Source organism: Corallococcus sicarius (assembly GCF_003611735.1).
Classification (GTDB): domain Bacteria; phylum Myxococcota; class Myxococcia; order Myxococcales; family Myxococcaceae; genus Corallococcus; species Corallococcus sicarius.
Genome location: NZ_RAWG01000001.1, coordinates 77,968 through 104,734 on the forward strand (window position 1 = coordinate 77,968; position 26,767 = coordinate 104,734).

Sequence of the window (26,767 nt, forward strand, 5' to 3'; positions counted from 1 at the left end):
AGAGCACCAGCTTCGCGCCCGAGCACAGCGCGCGGGACAAGTCGCCGCCGAAGACGTCGAAGGAGAAGCTCGCCATCTGCAGGTGGCTTCGGCACGCCTCCTTCAGCGCATAGCTTCGCTCCCAGCCCAGGTACGCGTTCGCCCAGCTGCGGTGCGAAACCATGACGCCCTTGGGCGTCCCCGTGCTTCCCGACGTGAAGACGACGTAGGCCAGATTCTCCGACTGCGCTGTCCGGGCCGGAGCCTCCGTGGACAGGCCCGCGCGTGCGGGGGCCTCCACGTCCAGCAGGTAGCGCGGCAGGCCTGGGGCCTCCACCGTGCCCTCCAGCGACTGCTGCGTCAGCAGCAGCGACATGCGCGACTCGGACACCATCAGCGCCAGGCGGTCCGCCGGGTAGGACGGATCCAGGGGCACATACGCGCCGCCTGCCTTCAGGATGCCCAGCAGCGCCACCAGCAGGCGCGGCGTACGCTCCAGGCACACGCCCACCAGCACCTCCGGGCCCACGCCCTGGCTTCGCAGGTGGTGCGCCAGCTGGTTCGCCTGCGCGTCCAACTCGCCGTACGTGAGTGCTTTCTCTCCCGGCGCCACCACCGCCGGTGCGTCCGGCGTCAGGCGTGCCTGGGCCGCGAAGCGCTCCGGAATCCCCTGCTCCGTGGGCAGCGCCACGTCGGTGTCGTTCCACTCCACCAGCACCCGCTGCCGCTCGGCCTCGCCCAGCATTGGCAGGTCCAGCACGCGTGCGTCCGGGTGGGCCGCGATGCCCTGCAGCAGCACGCTGAAGTGCGCCAGCATCCGCTGCGCCGTCGCCGCGTCAAAGAGGTCGGTGTTGTACTCGAGGGACGCTGACAGGCCCTGGCCCCGGTCTCCCATATCGAGGGACAGCTCGAACTTCGCGGTGTCGCCTTCGGCATCCAGCGGCTGCAGCCTCAGTCCCGTCGGGAGCTGAGCCGCGGGCAACGGGGCGTTCTGGAGCGAGAACATCACCTGGAAGAGCGACGAACGGCTCATGTCGCGCTCAGGCTTCAGCTCCTCCACCAGCTTCTCGAACGGGACCTCCTGGTGTGCATAGGCGCCCAGCGCCACCTCCCGCACCTGACGCAGCACCTGTCGGAAGGTGGCATCACCGGCGGCCTGCGTGCGCAGCACCAGCGTATTGATGAAGAAGCCGATGAGCCCTTCCAGCTCCGTGCGATTGCGGCCCGCGATGGGCGTCCCCACGCTGATGTCGTCCTGCCCGCTGTAGCGCGAGAGCAGCACCTGCCAGGCCGCGAGCAACGTCATGAAGGGCGTCGTGCCCTCCTCGCGGCTCAGGGCCCAGAGGGCGTCTCGCAGCGACTGGGGCATGGTCACGGAGCAACTGCTGCCCCGGAACGTCTGCACCGCCGGACGCGGCCGGTCCGTGGGCAGCTCCAGCGCGTGCGGCGCTCCGCCCAGCTGCCGCTTCCAATACGAGAGCTGCTCCGCCAGCACGTCTCCCTGCAACCAGCCGCGCTGCCAGGCCGCGTAGTCCGCGTACTGCACCGCCAGCTCCGGCAAGGGCGACGGCTGCCCGGTGCTGTACGCGCCGTAGATCGCGGCCACTTCCCGCACCAGGACGCCGCGCGACCAACCGTCGGAGACGATGTGGTGCACCGACAACAGGAGCACGTGCTCCACGGCCGACAACCGGATCAGCGTCACCCGGAAGAGCGGGCCCCGATCCAGATCGAACGGACGCCGGACTTCAGCCTCGGCCAACGCCTGGGCACGGGCCTCCGCGTCCACCTCGCCCGACAGGTCCACCCACGTCAGGGGCACTTCCGCAGCGGATGCCACCACCTGCACCGGGCTTCCGGCGAGGGCTCGGAACGTCGTGCGCAGGGACTCGTGACGCCGCACCAGTTCGCCGAACGTGCGGCGCAGCGCGGCCACGTCCAGCTCGCCCGACAGCCTCACGGCCGTCGGGATGTTGTAGGAGGTCCCGCCCGGCTCCAGCTGATCCAGGAACCACAGGCGCTGCTGCGCGAACGACAGCGGCAGCGTTTCCGTGCGCTTCACCCGCACCAGGGGCGGCATCCGCATGCCGCTGCCCGCATGGATCGCGAGGTCGATGCGCGTGGCCAGCCGCTCCAACACCGCGTCCTCGAACAACGCGCGCAGCGGCAGCTCCACCTGGAACGTCTGGCGGATGCGGGAGATGGCCTGCGTCGCCAGCAGCGAGTGCCCACCCAGCTCGAAGAAGCTGTCGCCCAGACCCACCTGCTTCGCGCCCAGCAGCGCACTCCAGATGCTCGCGAGCTGCTGCTCGGTCGGCGTGCGCGGCGCGATGAAGCCTCGCGCGTCCGCTTCCGTGTGCTCGGGCTTCGGCAGGGCCTTGCGGTCCACCTTGCCGTTGGCGTTGAGCGGCAGCGCCTCCAGCACCATCAGGGCCGACGGCACCATGTACTCCGGCAGCCGCCCCTTCAGCTCGCTTCGCAGGGTCGTGACGTCCAGGGCCTGCCCCGGCTTCGCCACCACGTACCCCACCAGCCGCTTGTCTCCAGGCACGTCCTCGCGCGCCACCACCACCGCTTCGCGCACGCCTTCGCAGGCGGCAAGCCCCGCCTCCACTTCGCCCAGTTCCACGCGGTAGCCGCGCACCTTCAACTGGAAGTCCACGCGGCCCAGGAACTCCAGCTTCCCGTCCTCCCGCTGCCGGACCTTGTCGCCCGTCCGGTAGAGGCGTGCCCCGGGCTCCTCGCTGTACGCGTCCGGCACGTACCGCTCCGCCGTCAACTCCGGACGGCCCACGTACCCGCGCGTCACCACCGCGCCGCCCACGTACAGCTCTCCCGCCACCCCTCGCGGCACCGGACGCCCGCTCGCGTCCAGCACGTACATCCGTGCATTGCCAATCGGCCGACCCAGCGCCAGCGTCGCCGCGCCTTCCTCCCACGTGCCTTCCACGGGATTCGTCAGCACGCCGACCGTCGTCTCCGTCGGGCCGTAGTGGTTGAAGACAGCGCACTCCGGCGCAAGCCTCCGCACCATCTCCACCAGCGCCCGGTCCGACGCCTCGCCGCCCACCACCAGTCGCTTCAGCGGCAGCACCTGCTTCGCATTCGCTCCACTCAGCAAAGCCCGCAGGTGCGAGGGCACCACCTTCAGGCCCTCCACCCGGTGCTCCTGCATGTACGCACCCAGCGCTTCCGCGTCCGAGGCCACGTCCTTCGCCACCAGGTGCAGCGTCCCGCCCCCGCACAGCATCGGGAAGACGGCCGTGTGCCCCAGGTCCGCCGCCAGCGTCGTCACCGACGCGAAGCTCATTCCCTCCGTCAGCTTCAGTCGACTTCGGATGCTCTCCACGTAGTTGGCCAGCTGCCGGTGCTCCACCACCACGCCCTTCGGGCGGCCCGTGCTGCCCGACGTGAAGATGGCGTACACCGGGTTTTCACTCCGCACGCCCGACGCCACGCGCTCGGTGCTCCCGCCCACCTCTTCCACCGCTTCCACCACGACGGTGGTGCAGCCCAGCCCCGCCACGTCCTCCGCGTACGCCCGCTGCGTCACCACCACGCGCAGGCTCGCGTCCTCGGCAATCGCCTTCACGCGCGCCGCCGGGAAGGACGTGTCCATCGGTACATACGCGCCGCCGGCCTTGAGGATGCCCAGCAGCCCCACCACGGACTCCACCGTGCGCTCCACGTAGAGGCCCACCAGCACCTCGGGGCCTACGCCCTCCTTCACCAACGCTCGCGCCAGCCGGTTCGCCTTCGCGTCCAGCTCCGCGTACGTGAGCTGACGGCCATCCGCGACCACCGCCACGCCTCCGGGCACGCGCTCCACCTGCGCTTCGAACAGCGCGTGAATGCACGCCGACGGCACGGCCTCCGCCGTCTGGTTCCAGGTCTTCAAGACCTGTTGGCGCTCGCCCTCCCCCATCAACGGCAGCGCGGCCACGGACACGTCCGGGTTCGCCGCAGCGCCCTCCAGCAGCACGCCGAAGTGCGCCATCATCCGCTCCACCGTCGTCCGCCCGAACAGGTCGGCGCGGTAGTCGCTGATGGACACCAGCCCCATGCCGGTGTCCTTGAAGGACACCGTCAGGTCGACCTTCGCCGCCCCCTCGTCACGGCCGAGCGAGCGCAGCTTGAGCCCCGGAAGCTCGATGGAGGACGCGGGCGTGTTCTGCACCGACAGCTTCACCTGGAACACAGGAGAGTGGCCCAGGCTGCGCTCGGGGTTGATGGCCTTGACCAGCTCCTCGAACGGCAGGTCCTGGTGCGCGTACGCTCCCAGCGCCGTGTCCTTCACGCGACGCAGCAGCGTGCGGAACGTCGGGGCGTCGTCCAGGCGCGTGCGCATGGCGAGCTGGTTGACGAAGAAGCCGATGAGCCCCTCGGTCTCCGCGTGGTTGCGGTTCGCGATGTCCGTGCCCACCACGATGTCCGTCTGCCCGCTGTAGCGCGACAGCAGCACCTGGAAGCCGGCGAGCAGCGTCATGTACAGCGTCGCACCCTCCTGCTGGCTGAGCGCCTGGAGCTTCTCCGACAGCGCCTTGGGGAACTCCGTCGGCACCGTCCCCGCGCGGTGCGTGCGCACCGTCGGCCGGACATGATCCGTGGGCAGCTCCAGCAGGCGCGGCGTGTCCCGCAGCTGCTCGCGCCAGTAGGAGAGCTGCGCTTCCAGCGCGTCACCCTTCAGCCAGCCGCGCTGCCACGCCGCGTAGTCCGCGTACTGCACTGGCAGCTCCGGCAGCGGCGAGGGCCGGCCCGCATGGAACGCCTCGTAGAGGGCGGCCATCTCCCGCATGAAGATGCCCATGGACCAACCGTCGGAGACGATGTGGTGCATGGTCAGCAGCAACACGTGCCGGTGATCGTCCTGACGCAGCAACGTGGCCCGCACCAGCGGACCGCGTGACAAGTCGAACGGGCGGCGCGACTCCTCCAGCGCGCGCTGCTCCAGCTGCGCCCCGGCCTCCTCCGGCGTCAGTGCCCCCAGGTCCACGACCTCCAGCGCCACGTCGGGCACGCCGGAGATGACCTGCACCGGCTCGCCCTCGTGTACGCCGAACGCCGTGCGCAGGGATTCGTGGCGGCGGAGGATCTCCCCGAACGCACGGCCCAGCGCGGGCACGTCCAGCGCGCCCTCCAGGCTCACCGTCAACGGGATGTTGTACGCGAGGCTCCCCGGCTCCAGCTGCTCCAGGAACCACAGGCGCTGCTGCGCGAACGACAACGGCAGCGGCTGGTCGCGCGACACCGGCACCAGCGCCGGCACCTCCGGCCCCGAAGCCTGGACGTGCGTGGACAGCCACGCCGCGAGCGCGGCCACGTTGGGCATCTCGAAGAACGCCCGCACGGGCAGGTCCACGCGGAACGCCTGACGGATGCGCGACACGGCCTGCGTCGCCAGCAACGAGTGGCCGCCCAGCTCGAAGAAGTCCGACGTGCGCCCCACGCGCTCCACGCCCAGCAGCTCCGCCCAGATGCCCGCGAGCGTCGTCTCCACACCCGGACGCGGCGCGGAGTCCTCCGGCGCCGCCGCCAGCCGCTGCACGTCGGGCCGGGGCAGCGCCTTGCGGTCCACCTTGCCGTTCGGCGTCAGCGGCAGCGCGTCCAGCGAGACGACCGCGGACGGCACCATGTACTCGGGCAGCCGCTCCTTGACGAACCGGCGCAGCGCCTCCGCGTCGACCGTCTCCTCCTCCTGCGGCACCACGTACGCCACCAGGCGCTTCTGGCCGGGCACGTCCTCGCGCGCCACCACCACCACGTCACGCACGCTGGTGTGCTGGCCGAGCACCGCTTCGATTTCGCCCAGCTCGATGCGGAAGCCGCGCAGCTTCACCTGATGGTCCGCGCGTCCCGCGAACTCCAGCTGGCCGTCCGCGCGGTAGCGCACCACGTCGCCCGTCCGGTAGAGCCGGCCTCCGGGCTCGCCACCGAAGGCGTCCGGGACGAAGCGCTCGGCCGTCAGGTCCGGGCGCTCCAGGTAACCACGCCCCACGCCCACGCCGCCGATGAACAGCTCGCCCAGCACGCCCGTGGGCACGGGCTTCCCCGCGCCGTCCAGGACGTACAGGCGGGTGTTCGGGTACGGCCGACCGATGCCGGGGCGCCCTGCTCCGGGCACGCACTCGGCGCTCGTCGCGGTGACGCTGATCTCCGTGGGGCCGTAGCAGTTGACGAACCTGCGCCCGACGCCCCAGCGGTCCACCAGCTCGGAGGGCAGCGCCTCCGCGCCGGAGATGATCGTCTGGAGCTCCGGCAGCGCTTCCTGCGGCAGGGCCGCGAGCACCGGCGGCAACAGCACGGAGGTCGTGATGCGCTGGTCGCGCAGGAGCGCGGTCAGCTCCGGTCCGGGCAGCAGCGCGTCGCGGGACACCAGCACCAACGTGCCGCCACCCGCGAGCGTGCCGAAGATCTCCAGCACGGAGGCGTCGAAGCCGAACGCGGTGAACTGGAGGACCCGGCGACCCGGCTGGATGTCGAAGTCCACCACCGTGCGCAGGATGGTGTTGCGGATGCCCCGGTGCTCCACGAGCACGCCCTTGGGCCGCCCCGTCGAACCGGACGTGAAGATGACGTAGGCCGCGCTGCGGGCCTCCGTCAGCGACGGGGGATTCTCCTTCGGCTTGCGCGCGATGACCGCCTGCTCCGCGTCCACCGACAAGAGCCACTCGCCCCGCGAGGGCACCTCATCCGCCAGCGTGTCCTGCGTCACCACCACCGGGACGCGGGCGTCCTCCAACATCGCGCCCAGCCGCTCGGAGGGATAGGACGGATCCAACGGCACGTACGCGCCGCCCGCCTTGAGCACGCCGAGCAACGCCACCACCAGCTCCAGCGAACGCTCCAGGCACACGCCCACGCGCGTCTCCGCGCGCACACCCAGGCCGCGCAGGTGCCACGCGAGCTGGTTGGCCCGAGCGTTCAGCTCGCGGTACGTGAGCGCTTCGCCCTGGAACTCCACGGCCACCGCATCCGGCGTGCGCTCCACCTGGGCCTCGACGAGCCCGTGCAGCCCACCCTCCTCGGGCAGGGCCAGCGCGGTGTCGTTCCAGGACTCCAGCAGCGTGCGGCGCTCCTCGGCGGACAGCACGTCGAGCGAGGACACGCGCGCCGCGGGTTCAGCGACCGCGGACTCCAGCAGCGCGCGCAGCCGCGTGGACATGCGGTCCATGGTGGCCGCGTCGAACAGGTCGGTGCTGTAGACCCACTGGCACGACAGGCCCTGCGGCGTCTCCGTGATGGAGAGCGTCAGGTCCAGGTTCGAGGAGACCGACTCGGCGCCCGAGGCGCGGAAGGTCAGCCCCGGCAGCTCCAGCGCGGACGTGGGCGTGTTCTGCAGGATGAGCTTCACCTGGAACAGCGGCGCGTGCGCGAGGCTGCGCTCGGGGTTGAGCGCCTTCACCAGCTCCTCGAACGGCAGGTCCTGGTGCGCGTACGCCCCCAGGGCCGTGTCCTTCACCCGTCCCAGCAGCGTGAGGAAGGTGGGGTCATCCTCCAGCCGCGCACGCAGGGCGAGCTGGTTGATGAAGAAGCCGATGAGCCCTTCGGTCTCCGCGTGGTGGCGGTTCGCGATGTCCGCGCCCACCACGATGTCCGTCTGGCCGCTGTGCCGCGCGAGCAACACCTGGAAGCCCGCGAGCAGCGTCATGTACAGCGTCGCGCCCTCGCGCTGTCCCAGCGTGCGCAGGGCGTGCGTGAGCCGCTCCGGGAGCATCCGGTGGAGGATGGCGCTGCGCGTGCCCTGCACCGCCGGACGCGGCCGGTCCGTGGGCAGCTCCAGCAGGCGCGGGGCGCCTCCCAGCTGCCCGCGCCAGAAGGAGAGCTGCTCCTCCAGCGCGTCGCCCTTCAGCCAGCCGCGCTGCCACGCCGCGTAGTCCGCGTACTGCACCGGCAGCGCGGGCAGCGTCGAGGGCTGGCCCGTGCGGAACGACTCGTAGAGGGACGTCACCTCGCGCACGAGGACGCCCATGGACCAGCCGTCGGAGATGATGTGGTGCTTGGCCAGGAGCAGCAGGTGCTGCTTCTCCCCCAGTTGGAGCAGCGTGGCCCGGAACAGCGGCCCCCGGCCCAGGTCGAAGGGCCAGCGCGACTCCACGCCCGCGATGCGACGGGCCTCCAGCTCGCGCTTGCTGTCCTCCAGCGCGCGCAGGTCCACCCGCGCGAGCACCTGCTCCGGCACGGGTGAGATGCGCTGTACCGGCTCCTGGCCCACGGCCTGGAACGTCGTGCGCAGCGACTCATGCCGACGCACCAGCTCCTGGAAGGCGCGCTCCAGCGCGGCCACGTCCAGGGTGCCCTCCAGGCGGAGGGCGGTGAACATGTTGAAGGCCGTGGTGCCGGGCTCCATCTGATCCAGGAACCACAGGCGCTGCTGCGCGAACGACAGCGGCAACGCGTCCGTGCGCGCCACGGGCAGGAGGGGGGGCGCCTTCGCGCCCAGCGCGGCGGCATCCACCTTCAGCGCCAGCTCCGCGACCGTGGGCGCTTCGAAGAGGGCCCGCAGCGGCAACTGCACGCCCAGCGTGGAGCGGATGCGCGAGATGGCCTGCGTCGCCAGCAGCGAGTGCCCGCCCAGCTCGAAGAAGTTGTCGCGCGTGCCCACCCGGGCCACGCCCAGCACCTGGGCCCACTCGCCCGCCAGCACCTCTTCCGTCGGCGTCCTCGGCGCCACGTAGGTGCCAGACACCTCCACGCCCGCTTCACGCGGCTCCGGCAGGGCCTTGCGGTCCACCTTGCCGTTGGCGGTGAGCGGCATCGCCGGCAACACGACGAAGGCCGACGGCACCATGTACTCCGGCACCGCGTCCTTCAGCGTCGCACGCACGCTCGCGACGTCCAGGCCGTCGCCCACCACGTAAGCCACCAGCCGCTTGTTCCCGGCGCCCTCGCCGCGCGCCACCACCACGCACTCGCGCACGCCCGCGCAGCGGCCCAGCGCCGCCTCCACTTCCGCCAGCTCCACGCGGAAGCCCCGCACCTTCACCTGCGTGTCGCCGCGTCCCAGGAACTCCAGCACGCCGTCCGCGCGCCACCGCGCCAGGTCGCCCGTGCGGTACATGCGGCTGCCCGGAGGGCCGAACGGGTTGGGCAGGAACGCCGCCGCCGTCAGCTCCGGCCGGCCCAGGTAGCCGCGCGCCACGCCGTCGCCCGCCGCGTACAGCTCCGCCGCCACGCCCACCGGCACCGGCTGCCACTGCCCGTCCAGCACATACACCTGCGTGTCGCCGATGGGCCGCCCGATGGGCACCGTCGTGCCAATGGACTCCACCGTCTCCATGCGGTGGCAGCTCGTGAAGAGCGTGCCTTCCGTCGGCCCGTAGCAGGCCGTCACCGTCACGCCCAACACCTCCAGCGCCCGCTTCACGTGCGGCGCCGACACCACGTCGCCACCCGTGAGCAGCTGCTTCACCCCGCGCAACCCCTCCAGGTTGCCGTCCACCATCTGCGTGAAGAGGCCCGCCGTCAGGTGCAGCACCGTGACGCCATGCCGCTTCAGCACCCCTTCCATCTCCTTCACGTCACCCACGGGCACCGGCGGGTACACCACCAGCCGCGCGCCGTTCAGCAGCGCGCCCCAGACCTCCAGCGTCGATGCGTCGAAGGACACCGGCGCCACGAGCAGCAGCGTGTCCTCGGCCTCCAGCCGCGCGTAGTTGGGGTGGAGCACCGTGCGCAGCACGCCCGCGTGCTCCGTGCACACGCCCTTCGGCTTGCCCGTGCTGCCGGACGTGAAGTCCACGTAGGCCAGGTTGCCGCCCCCCACGCCGCTCACCACCAGGGACGTGGGCTGGCGCGCGAGCGACTCGCGCTCCTCTTCCACGCGCAGCACGTCCAGGCCTTCGGTGGGCAGCCGCGCGCCCAGCTCGCGCGTCGTCACCAGCACGCGGGGCCCGGCCTCCGCCAGCATGTACGCCAGACGGTCGCGCGGGTAGTCCGCCTCCAGCGGCACGTACGCGCCACCGGCCTTGAGGATGCCCAGCAGCGCCACCACCAGCTCCACGCCGCGCTCCAGGCACAGCGCCACCCGCGACTCCGGGCCCACGCCTCGTGCCCGCAGCAGGTGCGCCAGCTGGTTCGCCCGCGCGTCCAGCTGGGCATACGTCAGCTGCACGTCGCCGGCTTCCAGCGCCACCGCGTCCGGCCGCCGCGCCACCTGCGCGGAGAAGACGTCCCCGATGCTCGCCTCGCGCGGGTACTCCGTGGCCGTCTGGTTCCACTCCACCAGCACCCGCCGCTGCTCCTCCGGCGACAGCACGCCCACCTGCCACACGCGCCCGGCCTCCGCCGCAACCAGGCCTTCCACCGCGCGCTGCCACTGTCCCAGCAGCCGCTCGATGCCTTCGGCTTCGAAGCGCGGCGTGTCGTACGCCAGCTTCAGGAGCAGCTCGCGGCTGGGGCTGGACGACGCGGTCAGCGGGAAGTTGCTGCGCTCATGCCCCTGGACGTCCCGCACCTCCAGCACGCTGGCGCGCTGGCTCAGCGTGGAGTCGATGGGGAAGTTCTCGAAGACGAAGAGGCTCTGGAACAGCGGCGTGCCGCGCGGCACCTGGCTGAAGCCCTGCACCCGCACCAGCGGGCTGTGCTCGTACTGGCGCCGCTCCAGCTGCCGCTCTTGAATCTGACGCAGCCAGGGCACCACCTGCTCGTTCGCGGGGACGGCCACGCGCACCGGCAGCGTGTTGATGAACATGCCCGTCATCCGCTCGACGCCCGGCAGGTCGGACGGACGACCGGACACGGTGGCGCCCAGCACCACCTCCGCTTCGCCGCTGTGCCGCGCGAGCACCAGGGCCCACGCCGCCTGCACCAGCGTGTTCAACGTGAGCTGGTGGCGCTTGACGAAGGCGTCCACCTTCGCGGTGGAGTCCGCGGACAGGCGGAGGGACTGCTCCGCGGGGGCCTGCGCGTGCAGCTTCGCCTGGGCCGCGCGCTCGTCGTACGGCAGCGGCGTGGGGGCGCGGAAGCCCGCGAGGTCGCGCTTCCAGAATTCCTCCATGCGGGCGGTGTCCTGCCGCTGGAGCCACGCGATGAACTCGCGGTACGCGACGGGGCGCTCGCGGGGCACCTCCTGTCCCTGGTCCAGGGCCCGGTAGAGCCCGAACAGCTGCTGGATGAGCAGCGACATGCTCCAGCCGTCCAGCACCAGGTGGTGGATGGTCCACAGGCAGCGCAGCACCTGATCATCCAGCCGGATCACCGTCAGCCGCAGCAGCGGCACGCGCGACACATCGAAGCCTCGCGCGCGGTCCTCCTCCTGGTACTGCTGGAACAGCTCCTGCTGCTCGGTGGGCGACAGGCCGCGCCAGTCCAGCTCCCGCCAGGGCAGCTCGGCCGTGGCGTGAACCACTTGCTGGGGATCCGCCACCCCGTCCCACACGAACGACGTGCGCAGCACGGCGTTGCGCTCCACCAGCAGCTCCCACGCGCGGCGCATCACCGGCAGGTTGACGGTGCCGTGGAAGCTCCACGCCATCTGCTCGCAGTACATGCCCGAGCCGGGCTCCAGGAGCGCGTGGAAGAGCATGCCCTGCTGGAGGGGCGACAACGGATACACGTCCTCCAGGTCCGGGCGCTCCGCCAGCAGTCGCGCGAGCCCCGGCGCGTCCAGCTTCGCCAGCGGGAAGTCCGCGGGCGTGAAGCGCTTGGCGTCCTCTGTCTCGCGGTTCGCGATGAGGGTGCGCAGCGTCGTCATGAACGACTCCGCCAGCGCCTCCACCGTGGCGCGTGCGTGCACCTGGGTGCTGTACGTCCAGGACAGCTCCAGCCGGCCGTTGATGACCAGGCCGTTCAGCTCCAGCAGCGCGGTGCGCAGGCCGTCCTCGCCCTGGCCGGGGCCCGCCGGCTCCCGGGCGAGTCCGAACATCGACTCGCCCGCGGCCATCGCGTCGAACTGGCCCAGGTAGTTGAAGGACACCTGCGCCGGGGGCACGGCGCGCAGCTTCGCGGCGTCCCCACCGTCGCGCAGGTAGCGCAGCAACCCGTAGCCCACGCCCTTGTTCGGCAGGCGCCGCAGCGTGTCTCGCACGGCGCGCAGCCCGTCGCCCGGCGTGCCCGCGCGCGGCGCCTCCAGCAGCACCGGGTACATCGCGGTGAACCAGCCCACCGTGCGGGAGATGTCCACGTCCGCGAACAGCTCCTCACGGCCGTGGCCCTCCAGGCTGATGCGCACCCGCTCCTGTCCCGACCACCGCGAGAGCGCCTGCGCCAGCGCCGCCAGGAGCACGTCGTTGATGTGCGCCCGATACGCGGCCGGCACCTCCTGCAACAGCGTGCGCGTGTCCTCCACCTCCAGCACTGAGCGGACGCTGCTCGCCGACGCGAGCGTGTTGGGCCCCGCGAAGTCCACCGGCAGGGGCGCGACCTGCTGCGCTCCGTCCAGCCAGAACGCCAGCTCCGAATCCAGCTCCGGACCGTGGGCGTGGGCCTCCAGCTTGCGCGCCCACTCCTGGTAGGACGTCGTCTTCGGCGGCAGCGACACGGGCACGCCGCGACGCAGCTGCTGGTAGGCGGTGTTCAGGTCCTCGAGCAGGACACGCCACGACAGGCCATCCACCGCGAGGTGGTGCACCACCAGCAGCAGGCGCTCCGTGTGGCCCTCGCCGCGCTCGAACAGCATCGCGCGCAGCAGCAGCCCTTCGTCCAGGCGCAGGCCCTGGTGCAGCTGCGTCGCGGCAGCCTGGATGGCGCGCCGCTGCGCTTCGTCGTCTCCCGCGAAGCGCGAGACGTCCATGCGCCGCAGGGACACCGGCTGCTCCAGGCCCGCGTTCTCCTGCAACCAGCCCGCCTCACCGCGCACGAAGCGCAGGCGCAGGGCGTCGTGGTGTTCCACCAGTCGCGCCAGCGCCCGCTCCAGCAACCCGGCGTCCACGCGCTGCCGCGCTTCGATCATCACCGCCTGGTTGAAGTGGTGCGGCTGGGCAGGCGCGTGTTCGAAGAACCAGCCCTGCACCGGCGTGAGCGGCACGGGTCCGCGCACGAGGCCCTGCTCGGCCTGGGAGGCGAGCGCCGCGGTGACGACCCGGGCCAGCTCCGCCACCGTCTGGTGCTGGAAGAGCTGCTTCGCCATCAGCCGCAGGCCGGCCTGGTTGGCGCGAGAGATGATTTGAATGCTGATGATGGAGTCGCCACCCAGGGCGAAGAAGTTGTCGTGGATGCCCACCTTCTCCACGCCCAGCACCGACGCCCAGATGTCCGCCAGCGTCCGCTCCTCCGGAGTCCGGGGCGCGACGAAGTCCTTGCCCGACTCCTGCCGACCCGCCTGCGGCGCCGGCAGGGCCTTGCGGTCCACCTTGCCGTTCGCGTTGAGCGGCAGCGACTTCAGCATCACGAACGCTGCCGGGACCATGTACTCCGGCAGCAGGCCCTTCAACGCCGCGCGCAGCGCGTCCACCGTGGGGCGCGTCTCCTCCGCACCGCCCACGTAGGCCACCAGCCGCTTGATGCCCGGCGGCTCCTCGCTCACCACCACCACGCTCTCGCTCACGCCTTCGCACTTGCTGAGCGCTGCTTCGACTTCACCCAGCTCGATGCGGAAGCCACGCACCTTCACCTGGAAGTCCATCCGGCCCAGGTACTCGAGCGCGCCGTCACGGCCCCACCGCACCTTGTCGCCCGTGCGGTACAGCCGCGCGCCCGGCTTCTTGCTGAACGCGTCCGGCACGAAGCGCTCCGCCGTCAGCCCGGGCTGGCCCAGGTAACCGCGCGCCAGGCCTTCGCCGCCCAGGTACAGCTCTCCGTGCACACCCACGGGCACCGGCTGGCCCTTCGTGTCCAGCACGTACGCCTGCGTGCCGTCCAACGGACGGCCGATGCGCGGCTCCTCCTTCGCCCCGCGCTCCACCCTCGCGTGCGTCGAGTACGTCGTGTCCTCCGTCGGGCCGTAGAGGTTGTTGACCTCCTTCACCTGCGGCAGGGCGTACAGCGACTGCACCAGCTTGTTCTGCAGCGCTTCACCGGCGAGGTTCACCGTCTCCACGCCGGGCGGGATGCCTCCGCTTCGCACCAGCTCCGCCACGGCCGACGGCACCGTGTTGAGCAGCGTCACGCGCACGGCTTCCCTCAGCTCGGCCAGGGCCAGCGCGTTCTGCGCCACCACCACCATGCCGCCGCTCACCAGGGGCGCGAAGACCTCGAACACGGACAGGTCGAAGTTCAGCGAGGTCGCCGCCAGCACGCCCTTCAGCTGCTCCGGCTTGAAGGTCGCGGTGGCCCACTTCAGGAACGTCACCGCGCTGGCGTGCGTCACCGCCACGCCCTTGGGACGGCCCGTGCTTCCCGACGTGTACAGCACGTACGCCAGTTGCTGCGCGGCGCTCGTGGTGGCCAGGGATGCTTCCGGGTACGCGGCCAGCAGGCCCGCGTCCGTATCCAGCCGCACGCGCTGCCCCGTGTACTCCGGCAGCACGTCCTCCAGGCCCGCCTGCGTCACCACCACCGGCGCGCCCGTGCCCTCCAGCATGTAGGCCAGACGTTCCTTCGGGTACGTCGCGTCCAGCGGGACGTACGCGGCCCCTGCCTTCAGCACGCCCAGCAGGGCCACGACCATGGCTTCGGTGCGCTCCACGCACACGCCCACCCGGCTCTCCTCCCCCACCCCCAGCGTCCGCAGGTGACGCGCCAGCTGGTTCGCCCGCGCCTCCACCTGCGCGTACGTCAGCTCCGTCCCTTCGTGCACCACGGCCACCGCGCCCGGCGTCTTCACCGCTTGCGCCGCGAAGAGACCATGGATGGTTTCCGTGCCCTCACGCTCCGGGACCACCGTGCCCGCGAGCGGACCCAAGACCCGCGCGCGCTCCTCCACGCCCATCAGCGGCAGGTCCGAGACGCGCGTGTCCGGATCCTTCACGATGCCTTGCAGCATCGCCTCCAGATGCCCCGCCATCCGCTCCACCGTCGCCGCGTCGAACAGGTCGGTGTTGTACTCAATCGACCCGTTGAACCCCGCCGGTGCCTCCGACAGCGACAGCGTCAACTCGAACTTCGTCGTCTGGGACTCCACGTGCAGCGTGCGCAGCGCCACCTCCGGGAGGACCAGCTCCGACACGGGCGCGTTCTGCAGGCTGAACATCACCTGGAACAGCGGCGAGTGGCTGAGCGAGCGCGTCGGCTGGAGCAGATCCACCAGCTTCTCGAACGGCACCTCCTGGTGCGCGTACGCCCCCAGCGCCCGCTCCCGCACCTGCGCGAGCACCTGCCGGAAGGTCATCTCCGGCGTCACCCGCGCGCGCAGCACCAGCGTGTTGATGAAGAAGCCGATGAGGCCTTCCAGCTCCGCCCGGTTGCGACCCGCGATGGGCGTGCCCACGCGGAGGTCGTCCTGGCCGGTGTAGCGCGCGAGCAGCACCTGCCACGCCGCCAGCAGCGTCATGAAGGGCGTCGAGCCCTCCTTCTGCCCGAGCGCCTTGAGCGACTCCGACAGCGCGCGGGGCAGCTGCACGAAGTGCTTCGCGCCGCGCGAACTCTGCACCGCCGGACGCGGCCGGTCCGTGGGCAGGTCAATCACATCCGGCGCACCGGAGAGCTGCTCCTTCCACCACTTGAGCTGCGCCTCCAGCGTCTCGCCCTGGAGCCACTCGCGCTGCCACGCCGCGTAGTCCGCGTACTGGAGGGTCAGCGGGGGCAGCGGCGACGGCCGGCCGTGGAGGAACGCGTCGTAGAGCGAGGCCAGCTCGCGGATGACGACGCCCATGGACCAGCCGTCGGAGATGGCGTGGTGCATCGTCACAAGCAGGACGTGCTCGTGCTCCTGGGTGCGCAGCAGTGACGCGCGCACCAGCGGGCCCCGGGTGAGGTGGAACGGGCGCAGCGACTCCTCGCGCACGTGCCGGTACAGCTCGTCCTGGAGCGCGGCGCCGGACAGGTCGCGCAGGTCCACCACGTCCAGCGTCAGCGGCGACGGTGGCGCGATGACCTGCACGGGCCCCGCTTCCGTGGTGCGGAAGGTGGTGCGCAGCGATTCGTGGCGCTCCTGGAGGGCCGTGAAGGCCTGCTCCAGCGCGTCCCGCTTCAGCTCGCCCTTCAGCTCGATGGCGAGGGGGATGTTGTAGAGCGCGCTCTCCGGCTCCAGCTGATCCAGGAACCAGAGGCGCTGCTGGGCGAAGGACAGCGGCAGCGGCGAACCATCCCGCGGACGAGAGGCGATGACCGGCGCGCGCGCGGGCTTGCCCTGCTGCGCCTGCTGCTGACGCAGCTGCTTGAGCAGGAGGGCACGCTTCTCGGGAGACAGGGCTGCGATGCGCTTGTCGGCGTCACTGCTCATTGCTGGAAGCCTTCTTGGTGTCCTGGGGGAGCACTTCGTCAGAGGAAAGGAGCGCCTCCGCCTCTTCGGCGGACAGGTTCTCCAGCTCCCCCATGAGTCGTTCGAGTTCCGCGGGGTCTGCTTGCGCGGCCTGGGCCTGCACGATGTGGACGGCGAGGTTCTCCACCGTCGGGGACTCGAAGATGTCCCGGAGCGGCAGCTCCACGTCGAACGTCGTGCGGATGCGCGAGATGAGCTGGGTGCCCAGGAGCGAGTGGCCTCCCAGCTCGAAGAAGTCGTCGTGGACGCCCACCTGCTTGACGCCGAGCAGCTCCGCCCAGATGCCGGCGAGCTCCTCTTCCAGCGCGTCGCGCGGCGCGACGTAGCCCTTCTCCAGCGCGGGCCGCTCCGTGTCCGGTGCCGGCAGCGCCTGGCGGTCCAGCTTGCCGTTGGGCGTGAGCGGCAGCGCCGGGAGCGACACGAAGGCCGTGGGCACCATGTACTCGGGCAGGCGCGTGAGGAGCGCTTCCTTCAGCGCGCGCAGGTCCAGCACCTCGCCCTCACGCGGCACCGCATAGCCCACGAGCCGGGGGTTGCCGGGCACGTCCTCGCGCAGGAGGACGACGGTGGCTTCCACCGCGGGGTGATCCGCGATGGCCGCCTCCACCTCGCCCAGCTCGATGCGGTAGCCGCGCAGCTTGAGCTGGTGGTCGATGCGGCCCAGGAACTCGAGGTCCCCGGACGGCAGGTAGCGCACCAGGTCGCCCGTGGCGTAGAGCCTGCCGCCCGCGTCGGGACCGAAGGCGTCCGGCACGAAGCGCTCCGCGGTCAGGTCCGCTCGGTGCAGGTAGCCTCGCGCAAGCCCCACGCCGCCCACGTGCAGCTGGCCGGGGATGCCCACGGGCACCGGCTGTCCGTGCTCGTCCAGCACGTACACCCGCACGTTCGGCAGCGGCGTGCCGATGGTGGGCCGCTCCGGATCCACGTTCGCGCGGACGGTGGCGCACACCGTCACCTCGGTGGGGCCGTAGGCGTTGAGGAAGCGGCGGCCGGGGGACCAGCGGCGCACCAGCTCCGCGGAGCACGCCTCACCGGCGGCGGCCACGGACGTGAGCGCGGGCAGGTCCTCGGCGGGGAGCTGTGCCAGCACGGAGGGTGTCAGCGTCACCGTGGTGATGCCCTGCGACTTCAACAGACCGTGCAGGGGCGCGCCGGGCATCAGGTCCTCGCGGGGCGTCAGGTGCAGGGCCGCGCCGGCCAGCAGCGCGGAGAACGTCTCCCACACCGACGCGTCGAAGCCGAACGCCGCGAACTGGAGCACGCGGCTGGAGGGCGTGATGCCCAGGGCCGCGATGGCCGCCGTGGCCGTGTTGCACAAGCCACGGTGGTGCAGCAGCGTCCCCTTCGGCCTTCCCGTCGAACCCGACGTGTAGATGACGTACGCCAGGTGCTCCGGCTCCAGCTTCACGGGCGGCGGAGTCACGGGATGCTTCGCGATGCGGGCCGCGTCGGAATCCAGGCACACCAGCAACTCACCCTGCGACGGCAATTCATCCGCCAGCGCGTCCTGGGTGACGATGACGGGCACCGCCGCGTCCGCCAGCATGTAGGCCAGGCGGTCAGCCGGGTAGGACGGATCCAGGGGCAGGTAGGCCGCGCCCGCCTTGAGGATGCCCAGGATGCCCACCACCATGTCGAGCGAGCGTTCCACGCACAGTCCCACCCGCGACTCCAGGCCCACCCCGCTCTGCTTCAGGTGCCACGCGAGCTGATTGGCCTTCGCGTCGAGCTGCGCGTACGTCAGCGACTCCGAGCCGAACACCGCCGCCAGCGCCTGGGGCGTGCGCGCGGCCTGCGCCTCGAACAGCGCGGTGGCTGTCGGGCCGGGCAGTTCGGCCGTGCGGGTGTCGTTCCACGTCTCCAAGAGCGTGCGGCGCTCTTCGCCCGTGAGCAGGGACAGCGAGGACAGGCGGCGGGACGGCTCGCGCGTCAGGCCTTCCAGCACCTGTTCGAAGTGCTTCGCCATCCGGGCCACGGTCGCCGTGTCGAACAGGTCGGTGGCGAACTCCCAGACGCAGGCGAGCCCCTGGGGCGTCTCCTGCACCGCGACGGTCAGGTCCAGCTTGGCGCGGGTGACCTCCTGGCCGACCTGGGACAGCTTCAGGCCCGGCAGCTCCAGCCGCGACGCGGGGGTGTTCTGGAGCACCAGCTTCACCTGGAACAGCGGGGCCTGCCCCAGGCTGCGCTTGGGGTTCAGCTCCTTCACCAGCTCCTCGAAGGGCAGGTCCTGGTGCGCGTAGGAGGACAGCGCCGTCTCCCGCGCGCGGGCGAGCAGCTCGCGCACGGTGGGGTCGCCGCCCAGGTTCCCGCGAAGGACGAGCTGGTTGACGAAGAAGCCGATGAGCCCCTCGGTCTCCGCGCGGTTGCGGTTGGCGATGTCCGTGCCCACCACGATGTCCGTGCGGCGTGTGTAGCGCGACAGCACCACCTGGAAGCCGGCCAAGAGCGCCATGAAGAGCGTGACACCCTCGCGGCGGCACAGGGCCTGGAGGTCCGCCATCACCGAGGGCGGCACCAGCACCTGGAGCTGCTCACCGTGGTGGGTCTGCACGGTGGGCCGGGGCCGATCCGTGGGCAGGTCCACCGTCTGCGGTGCGCCGTCCAGCTGCTTACGCCACCACGCGAGCTGCTGCGCCAGCGCGCCCTCCTCCAGCCACTTGCGCTGCCACGCCGCGTAGTCCGCGTACTGGAGGGCCAGCTCCGCGAGCGGCGACGGCTGGCCCTGGCGGAACGCTTCGTAGAGGGCCACGAGCTCGCGCACGAGCACGCCCATGGACCAGCCGTCGGAGACGATGTGGTGCATGGTCAGGAGCAGCAGGTGCTCCTGTTCGGCGAGCTGCAACAACGACACGCGCAGCAGCGGTCCCTTCGCGAGATCGAAGGGACGCTTCGCCTCGTCCTGCGCACGCTGGAGCGCCTCTGCCTCGCGGGTGGACTCGGGCAGTGAGCGCAGGTCCTGCGTGGGCAGAGGTACTTCCGGCACCGGCAGGATGACGTGGAGCGGCCTGCCCTCCTCGGAGCGGAAGACGGTGCGCAGGGATTCGTGGCGGCGGAACAGCTCCGCGAACGCCCGCTCCAGCGCGGACACGTCCAGCGTGCCCGTGAGCCGGAGCGCCGCGGGTACGTTGTGGAACGCGCCCTGCGGCTCCAGCTGATCCAGGAACCACAGGCGCTGCTGCGCGAACGACAGCGGCAGCGCGTCCGTGCGCGGCACGGCCACCAGGGGCGGCACACGCGGGCCCTCGGCGTCCTTCGCCTTCGCGTCCAGCAGGCGCGGCAGGAGCCCCGCGACGGTGGGCGCCTCGAAGAGGTCGCGCAGGGGCAGCTCCACCTGGAACACGTCCCGGGCGCGAGACACCGCCTGCGTCGCCCGGAGCGAGTGTCCGCCCAGCGCGAAGAAGTCATCGTGGACGCCCACCTTCTCCACGCCCAGCACCTGGGCGAAGAGGCCGGCGAGCAGCTCCTCCTCCGGCGTGCGGGGGGCCACGAAGCCCGAGTCCTCGCCCGGGCGTGCGGCCTCCGGCGCGGGCAGGGCCTTGCGGTCCACCTTGCCCGTCACCGCCACGGGCAGCGCGTCCAGCACCACGAACGCCACGGGGACGAGGTAGTCCGGAAGCGTCTTGCGCAGCGCGGTCCGCAGCGACGCGGCATCCACCGTGGCGCCGTGCTTCGGCACCACGTAGCCCACGAGGCGGCGGTCTCCCGGCACGTCCTCGCGCGCGAGCACCACGCCCGCGGCGACGTCCGGGAGCGCGGTCAGCACGGACTCGATTTCACCCAGCTCGATGCGGAAGCCCCGCACCTTCACCTGATCATCCTTGCGGCCCAGGTACTCCAGCACGCCGTCGGCGCGGCGACGCACGGTGTCGCCCGTGCGGTACAGGCGGGCGCCCGGCTCCGTGCTGAACGGATCCGGCACGAACTTCTCCGCCGTCAGGTCGGGGCGGCCCAGGTAGCCACGGCCCACGCCGTCGCCACCGACGAAGAGCTCGCCCACGGCGCCGAGGGGCGCGAGCCGTCCCGCCGCGTCCAGCACGTACAGGCGGGTGTTGGCGATGGGATGACCGATGGGCACGGGGCCCGTGCGCGGTTCGTCCTCGCGCACCTCGTGGATGCAGCAGCCCACCACCGTCTCGGTGGGGCCGTATTCGTTGATGAGCCGCGTGCCCGGCGCGTACCGCCGCCAGTGCTCCAGCGCTTCGTAGCCCAGGGCCTCGCCGCCAATGACGAAGGCGCGAGCACGGCCGGGGGCGTCCTGTTCCCCGAGCTGCGCCTCCAGCAGGCGCAGGTGCGCGGGCGTCAGCTTCACGAGGCTGTGGTCGGCCTGACGGCGCAGGGCCTCACCCAGGCCCTCCACCGCACCCACGGCCTCGTCCACCAGCACGGCGGGACGGCCCGCGGCGAGCGGCGCCAGGAGGCTCGTCACGGTGAGGTCGAAGGAGAACGACGAGTGCACCGGCGCGCCCTGCCCGTCCGCCACGCGATACGCGCCCAGCGTCCAGGCGAGGTAGTTGACGACGCCCCCGTGCGTCACCATCACGCCCTTGGGGCGGCCCGTGCTGCCGGACGTGTAGATGACATACGCGAGCGCTTCCGGTGGCACCTCCACGTCCGGGCGCGTGGTCGGCTGCGCCGCGAGCACGGACTCCAGCGCGTCCATGCGGACCACCGGGGTGTTCACGCCGGGCAGGCGCGTTTCCAGATGCTGGTGCGTCAGCAGCGCGGAGAGGCCGGCGTCGCGGGCCATGTAGCCCAGCCGGTCCTCGGGATAGGTCGGGTCCAGGGGCACGTAGGCGCCACCGGCCTTGAGCACGGCCAGGAGCGCGACGACGAGGTCGGGGCCGCGCTCCAGGCAGATGCCCACGCGGGACTCCGGGCCCACGCCCAGCGTGCGCAGGTGATGCGCGAGCTGGTTCGCGCGCGCGTCCAGTGCCCCGGCCGTCATGCGGCCTGTGTTCCAGCGCAGCGCCTCCGCGTCGGGGGCCTGCGCGGCCCGGGCCTCGAAGAGCTGCTGCACCGCGAGCGTGCGGGGGTACTCCGTGCGTGTCGCGTTCCAGGTGTCGCGCAGCGCGTGCGTCTCCTCCGACGACAGGAGCGTCACGTCCGCGAGCCGCTGGGCATCCCGAGCAACCAGTCCCTCCAGGGCACGGCGCCACTGGCCGAGCAGGGCCTTCGCCGTGGCCTCATCGAAGCGCGGCGTCTCATGGGCGAGCTTGAGCAACAGCTCCCGGCCGGGAGCGGCCACGGCGGTGAGCGGGTAGTTCGTCCGCTCAAAGGCGTGGAAGTCACGCACGTCCAGCTGGCGGGCCTGCGAGTCCACCGTGGTGTCGACGGGGTAGTTCTCGAAGACGAGCAGCGTCTCGAAGAGGGACGTTCCCCGGGGCACGGCGCTCCAGCCCTGCACCTGCACGAGCGGGCTGTGCTCGTGGTTGCGCAACTCCACCTGCTGCGCCTGGAATTGCTGGAGCCACGGCACGACGGTCGCCTGCTCCTCCAGGCGGGCGCGCACGGGCAGCGTGTTGATGAACATGCCCAGCATCGTGTCGACGCCCGGCAGCTCCGACGGGCGTCCCGCGACGGTCGCGCCGAAGACGACGTCGGAGGTGTTCGCGTGACGCGCGAGCACCAGGGCCCACGCGACCTGCACCAGCGTGTTGAGGGTGAGCTGGTGACGGCGCGCGAAGGACTGGAGGGCCTCGGTCTCCGCGGCCGGCAGAAGCACGGCCTGTTCCGACAGCCCCCCGGTGGCGAGAGTGCGGGAGGCCACGCCCGCCGGAAGCGGCGTGGCGGAGGAGAAGCCCGCCAGGGTGGCGCGCCAGAAGGCCTCCGTGCGCGCCAGGTCCTGACGCTGGAGCCACGCGATGTACTCGCGATACGCGGGGCCCTTGGCGAGGGCCGGGGCGTTGCCCTGCACGAGCGCGGCGTAGCGGGTGAAGACCGCCTTGCGCAGGAGCGCGGAGCTCCAGCCGTCCGTCAGCAGGTGGTGGAAGCTCCACACCAGCCGGTACGCGTGTTCCTCCGTGCGGATCAGCGCCAGCCGCATCAGGGGCGCACGGGACAACTCGAAGCCGAGCGCCCGATCCTCCGCGAGGAACGACTCCAGCCGCGACGACTGCTCAGCCGCGGGCAGCCCGCGCCAGTCGAGTTCCTTCCACGGCAGTGTCACGCGCGCATGCACGGCCTGGAGCGGGGCCTCCAGCCCCTGCCAGAAGAAGGACGTGCGCAGCACCGGGTGGTGCGCGAGGACGTCCTCCCAGGCCTGCTTGAGGGCGCCCAGATCCAACGCGGAGTGGAAGCTCCACGAGCGCTGTTCGAAGTACGCGCCCGACGCCTGCTCCAGCAGCGTGTGGAAGAGCATGCCCTGCTGCATGGGAGACAGCGGGTACAGGTCCTCCAGGTCGGGCACCGCCGCCATCACGCGTTCCAGCGCGGCCGGCTCCACGCGGGCGAGCGGGAAGTCCGTGGGCGTGCGACGGGCGGCATCCTGCGACGCACGCGTCGAGATGAGCGTGCGCAGCGCGGCCACGAAGTCGCGGGCCAGGGACTCGATGGTGGCCTGGGTGTACAGGTTCTCGCTGTAGCTCCAGCTCAACTGGAGCTGTCCGTCCAGCACCAGCCCGCTGACGTCCAGGAGGTGGCGACGCGGAGCGCGCGGGCTGCGCACGGGGCCGCTGCCTTCGCGGGCGATGCTGAAGGCGGTGTCCCCTGCTCCGGACGCGACGCCGTCGAACTGCCCCAGGTAGTTGAAGGACACCTGTGCGGGAGGCGCGGCGCGCAGGGCTTCCGCCGTCGCGTCGTCTCCCAGGAAGCGCAGGAGCCCGTGGCCCAGGCCGTTGCCCGGCAGGCGCCGCAGGGTGTCGCGGACCGCGCGCAGGCCGTCGCCAGGGCTGCCGGACACCGGCACCTCCAGCAGCACGGGATACACGGCGGTGAACCACCCCACCGTGCGGGAGATGTCCGCGTCCGCGAACAGCTCCTCGCGTCCGTGGCCCTCCAGGTTGACGCGCACGCGGGGCTGGCCCGTCCAGCGCGCCATCGACTGGACCAGCGCAGCGAGCAGCACGTCGTTGATCTGCGCGCGCCACGCACCGGGCACTTCCTGCAACAGCAGCCGCGTCTCCTCCACGTCGAGCGACAGCGACACGCTCCGCGTCGAGGCCACGACGTTCTCACCGCCGGCCCGGTCCACGGGCAGCGGCGTGACACTCCGGGTGCCTTCCAGCCAGAAGGCGCGCTCGGCCAGCACCTCCGGGGTGCGGGCGTGGGCCTCCAGCTTGCGGGCCCACGTCTGGAAGGAGGTCGTCTTCCTGGGCAGCCGGACCTGCTGGCCCGAGGCGAGCTGCTGGTAGGCCGTCTCCAGGTCCTCCAGCAGCACGCGCCAGGACACGCCATCCACAGCGAGGTGATGTACCGCGAGGAGCAACCGCGCCGTGTGGCCTGCGCCGCGTTCGATCAACATCGCGCGCAGCAGCAGTCCTTCCTCCAGCACCAGGCTCGCCTGCACCTGGGACGCGGCCTCCTGGAGCGCCCGAGCCTTCGCGGCTTCGTCCAGCGCGGAGACATCCAGCCGCCGCAGCGTCAGGGGGTGGTCCAGTCCCGCGTTCTCCTGCGACCAGCCATGGGCGTCGCGCGTGAAGCGCAGGCGCAGTGCATCGTGGTGCGCGACGAGCTGGCGGAGTGCCTGCTCCAGCATCGCGGAGTCCACCGGACGGCGGACTTCGATCATCAACGACTGGTTGAGGTGATGCGGATCAACGACGTCCTCCTCGAAGAGACGGCGCTGGATGGGCGTGAGCGGTACAGGCCCACGCACCTCGCCCTGCTCCGCGACGACGAGCTGGGCCGTCGTGGCGACGCCCGAGAGCGCGGCGATCGTCTGGTGCTGGAAGAGCTGTCGGGTGGTGATGCGCAGCCCGGCCTGAGCCGCGCGCGCGACGATCTGGAGGCTGATGATGGAGTCGCCGCCCAGCTCGAAGAAGTTGGCGTGGATGCTCACGCGCTCCCGCCGCAGCACCTGGGCCCAGATGCGCTCCAGGGTCTGCTCGGTGGGCGTGCGCGGCGCGACGAAGTCTTGCGCGTCCGCTTCCGTGTGCTCGGGCCTCGGCAGGGCCTTGCGGTCCACCTTGCCATTGGCGTTGAGGGGCAGCGCCTCCAGAACGACGAAAGCCGACGGCACCATGTACTCCGGCAGGCGTCGCTTCAGCTCACTTCGCAGCGCCGTGGCCTCGACGGTGTGGCTCGGCTTCGCCACCACGTACGCCACCAGTCGCTTGTCCCCAGGCACGTCCTCCCGGGCCACCACCACCGCTTCGCGCACGCCTTCGCAGGCGGCAAGCCCCGCCTCCACTTCGCCCAGCTCCACGCGGTAGCCGCGCACCTTCAACTGGAAATCCACGCGGCCGAGGAACTCCAGCTTCCCGTCCTCCCGCTGCCGGACCTTGTCGCCCGTCCGGTACAGCCGCGCCCCGGGCTCCTCGCTGTACGCATCCGGCACGTACCGCTCCGCCGTGAGTTCCGGACGCCCCACGTACCCGCGCGTCACCACCGCGCCGCCCACGTACAGCTCTCCCGCCACCCCTCGCGGCACCGGACGCCCGCTCGCGTCCAGCACGTACATCCGCGCATTGCCAATGGGCCGACCCAGCGCCAGCGTCGCCGCGCCCTCGTCCCACGTGCCTTCCACGGGATTCGTCAGCACGCCGACCGTCGTCTCCGTCGGGCCGTAGTGGTTGAAGACGGCGCACTCCGGCGCAAGCCTCCGCACCGCCTCCACCAGCGCCCGGTCCGACGCCTCGCCGCCCACCACCAGTCGCTTCAGCGGCAGCACCTGCTTCGCATTCGGTCCACTCAGCAAAGCCCGCAGGTGCGAGGGCACCACCTTCAAGCCCTCCACCCGGTGCTCCTGCATGTACGCGCCCAGCGCTTCCGCGTCCGAGGCCACGTCCTTCGCCACCAGGTGCAGCGTCCCGCCTCCGCACAGCATCGGGAAGACGGCCGTGTGCCCCAGGTCCGCCGCCAGCGTCGTCACCGACGCGAAGCTCATTCCCTCCGTCAGCTTCAGCCGGCCGCGAATCGTCTCCACATAGTTGGCCAGCTGCCGGTGCTCCACCACCACGCCCTTCGGGCGGCCCGTGCTGCCCGACGTGAAGATGGCGTACACCGGGTTTTCACTCCGCACGCCCGACTCCACGCGCTCGGTGCTCCCGCCCGCCTCTTCCACCGCCTCGACAACCACGGTGGTGCAGCCCAGCCCCGCCACGTCCTCGGCGTACGCCCGCTGCGTCACCACCACGCGCAGGCTCGCGTCCTCGGCGATCGCCTTCACGCGTGCCGACGGGAAGGACGTGTCCATTGGCACGTACGCGCCTCCGGCCTTGAGGATGCCCAGCAGCCCCACCACGGACTCCACCGTGCGCTCCACGTAGAGGCCCACCAGCACCTCGGGGCCCACGCCTTCCTTCACCAACGCTCGCGCCAGCCGGTTCGCCTTCGCGTCCAGCTCCGCGTACGTGAGCTGACGGCCGTCCGCGACCACCGCCACGGCCCCGGGCACGCGCTCCACCTGCGCCTCGAACAGCGCGTGGATGCACGCAGGCGGCACGGCTTCCGCCGTCTGGTTCCACGTCTTCAGGACCAGTTGAAGCTCGACGGTGTCCAATAGCGGCAGCGCGCCCACGGACACGTCCGGGTTCGCCGCGACGCCCTCCAGCAGCACCCGCAGGTGCTCCACCATCCGCTCCACCGTGGAGCGCTCGAACAGCTCCGTGCTGTAGCCGAGCGCACCCCGGAAGCCCTCGTCCGACGCGGAGAGCGACAGGCTCAGCTCGAACTTCGTGTGCTCGCCTTCGACGGGTTCCGGGCGCAGCGTAAGGTCTGGCAGCGCCAGCTCGGTGTCGACCGCGGTGTTGAGCACGAGCATCGCCTGGAACAGCGGCGTGCGGCCCAGGTCGCGCTCGGGCTTGAGCGCCTCCACCAGCTTCTCGAACGGCACCTGCTGGTGCGCGAACGCTCCCAGCGTCGTCTCCCTCACGCGTCCCAGCACCTGCCGGAAGTTCAGCTCCGGCGTCAGCCGGGTGCGCAGCACCAGCGTGTTGAGGAACAGGCCGATGAGCCCTTCCACCTCCGCCCGCGTCCGACCCGCGACGGGCGTGCCCACGCTGATGTCGTCCTGCCCGCTGTAGCGGGACAGCAACACCTGCCAGGCCGCCAGCACCACCATGAACGGCGTCGCGCCTTCCTTGCGCCCCAGCGCCTTCAGCGCGTCCGACAGCGGCTTCGGCAGCTGCACCGGCACCGAGCTTCCCCGGGACGTCGACGTCGCGCGACGCACCTTGTCCGTCGACAGCTCCAGCGCGGCCGGCGCGCCTTCCAGCTCGCGCCGCCACCAGCCGACCTGTTCCTCCAGGGCCTCGTCCCGCAGCCACTCGCGCTGCCACGCCGCGTAGTCCGCGTACTGCAACGGCAGCTCGGGCAGCGGTGAGGGCCGGCCCG

At 71.5% G+C, this 26,767-nt stretch carries 2 protein-coding genes (both running past the window's edge); both read right to left on the reverse strand.

Going from position 1 to position 26,767, the window contains the following annotated elements; genetic code table 11:
- A protein-coding gene (locus D7X12_RS00220; protein ID WP_120623238.1) for a non-ribosomal peptide synthase/polyketide synthase crosses the window boundary here: on the reverse strand, positions 1–16,237 show its 5' portion. 24,191 nt of this gene lie to the left of the window's left edge; only the first 16,237 of its 40,428 coding nucleotides appear in the window; the start codon lies at positions 16,235–16,237; its stop codon lies beyond the left edge, outside the window.
- Positions 16,227–26,767 carry the 3' portion of a non-ribosomal peptide synthase/polyketide synthase gene (locus D7X12_RS00225; protein ID WP_120623239.1) on the reverse strand. 6,985 nt of this gene lie beyond the right edge of the window, so the window shows 10,541 of its 17,526 coding nt (coding positions 6,986–17,526); its start codon lies beyond the right edge, outside the window; the stop codon is at positions 16,227–16,229. Before D7X12_RS00225 ends, D7X12_RS00220 begins: the two co-directional genes overlap by 11 nt.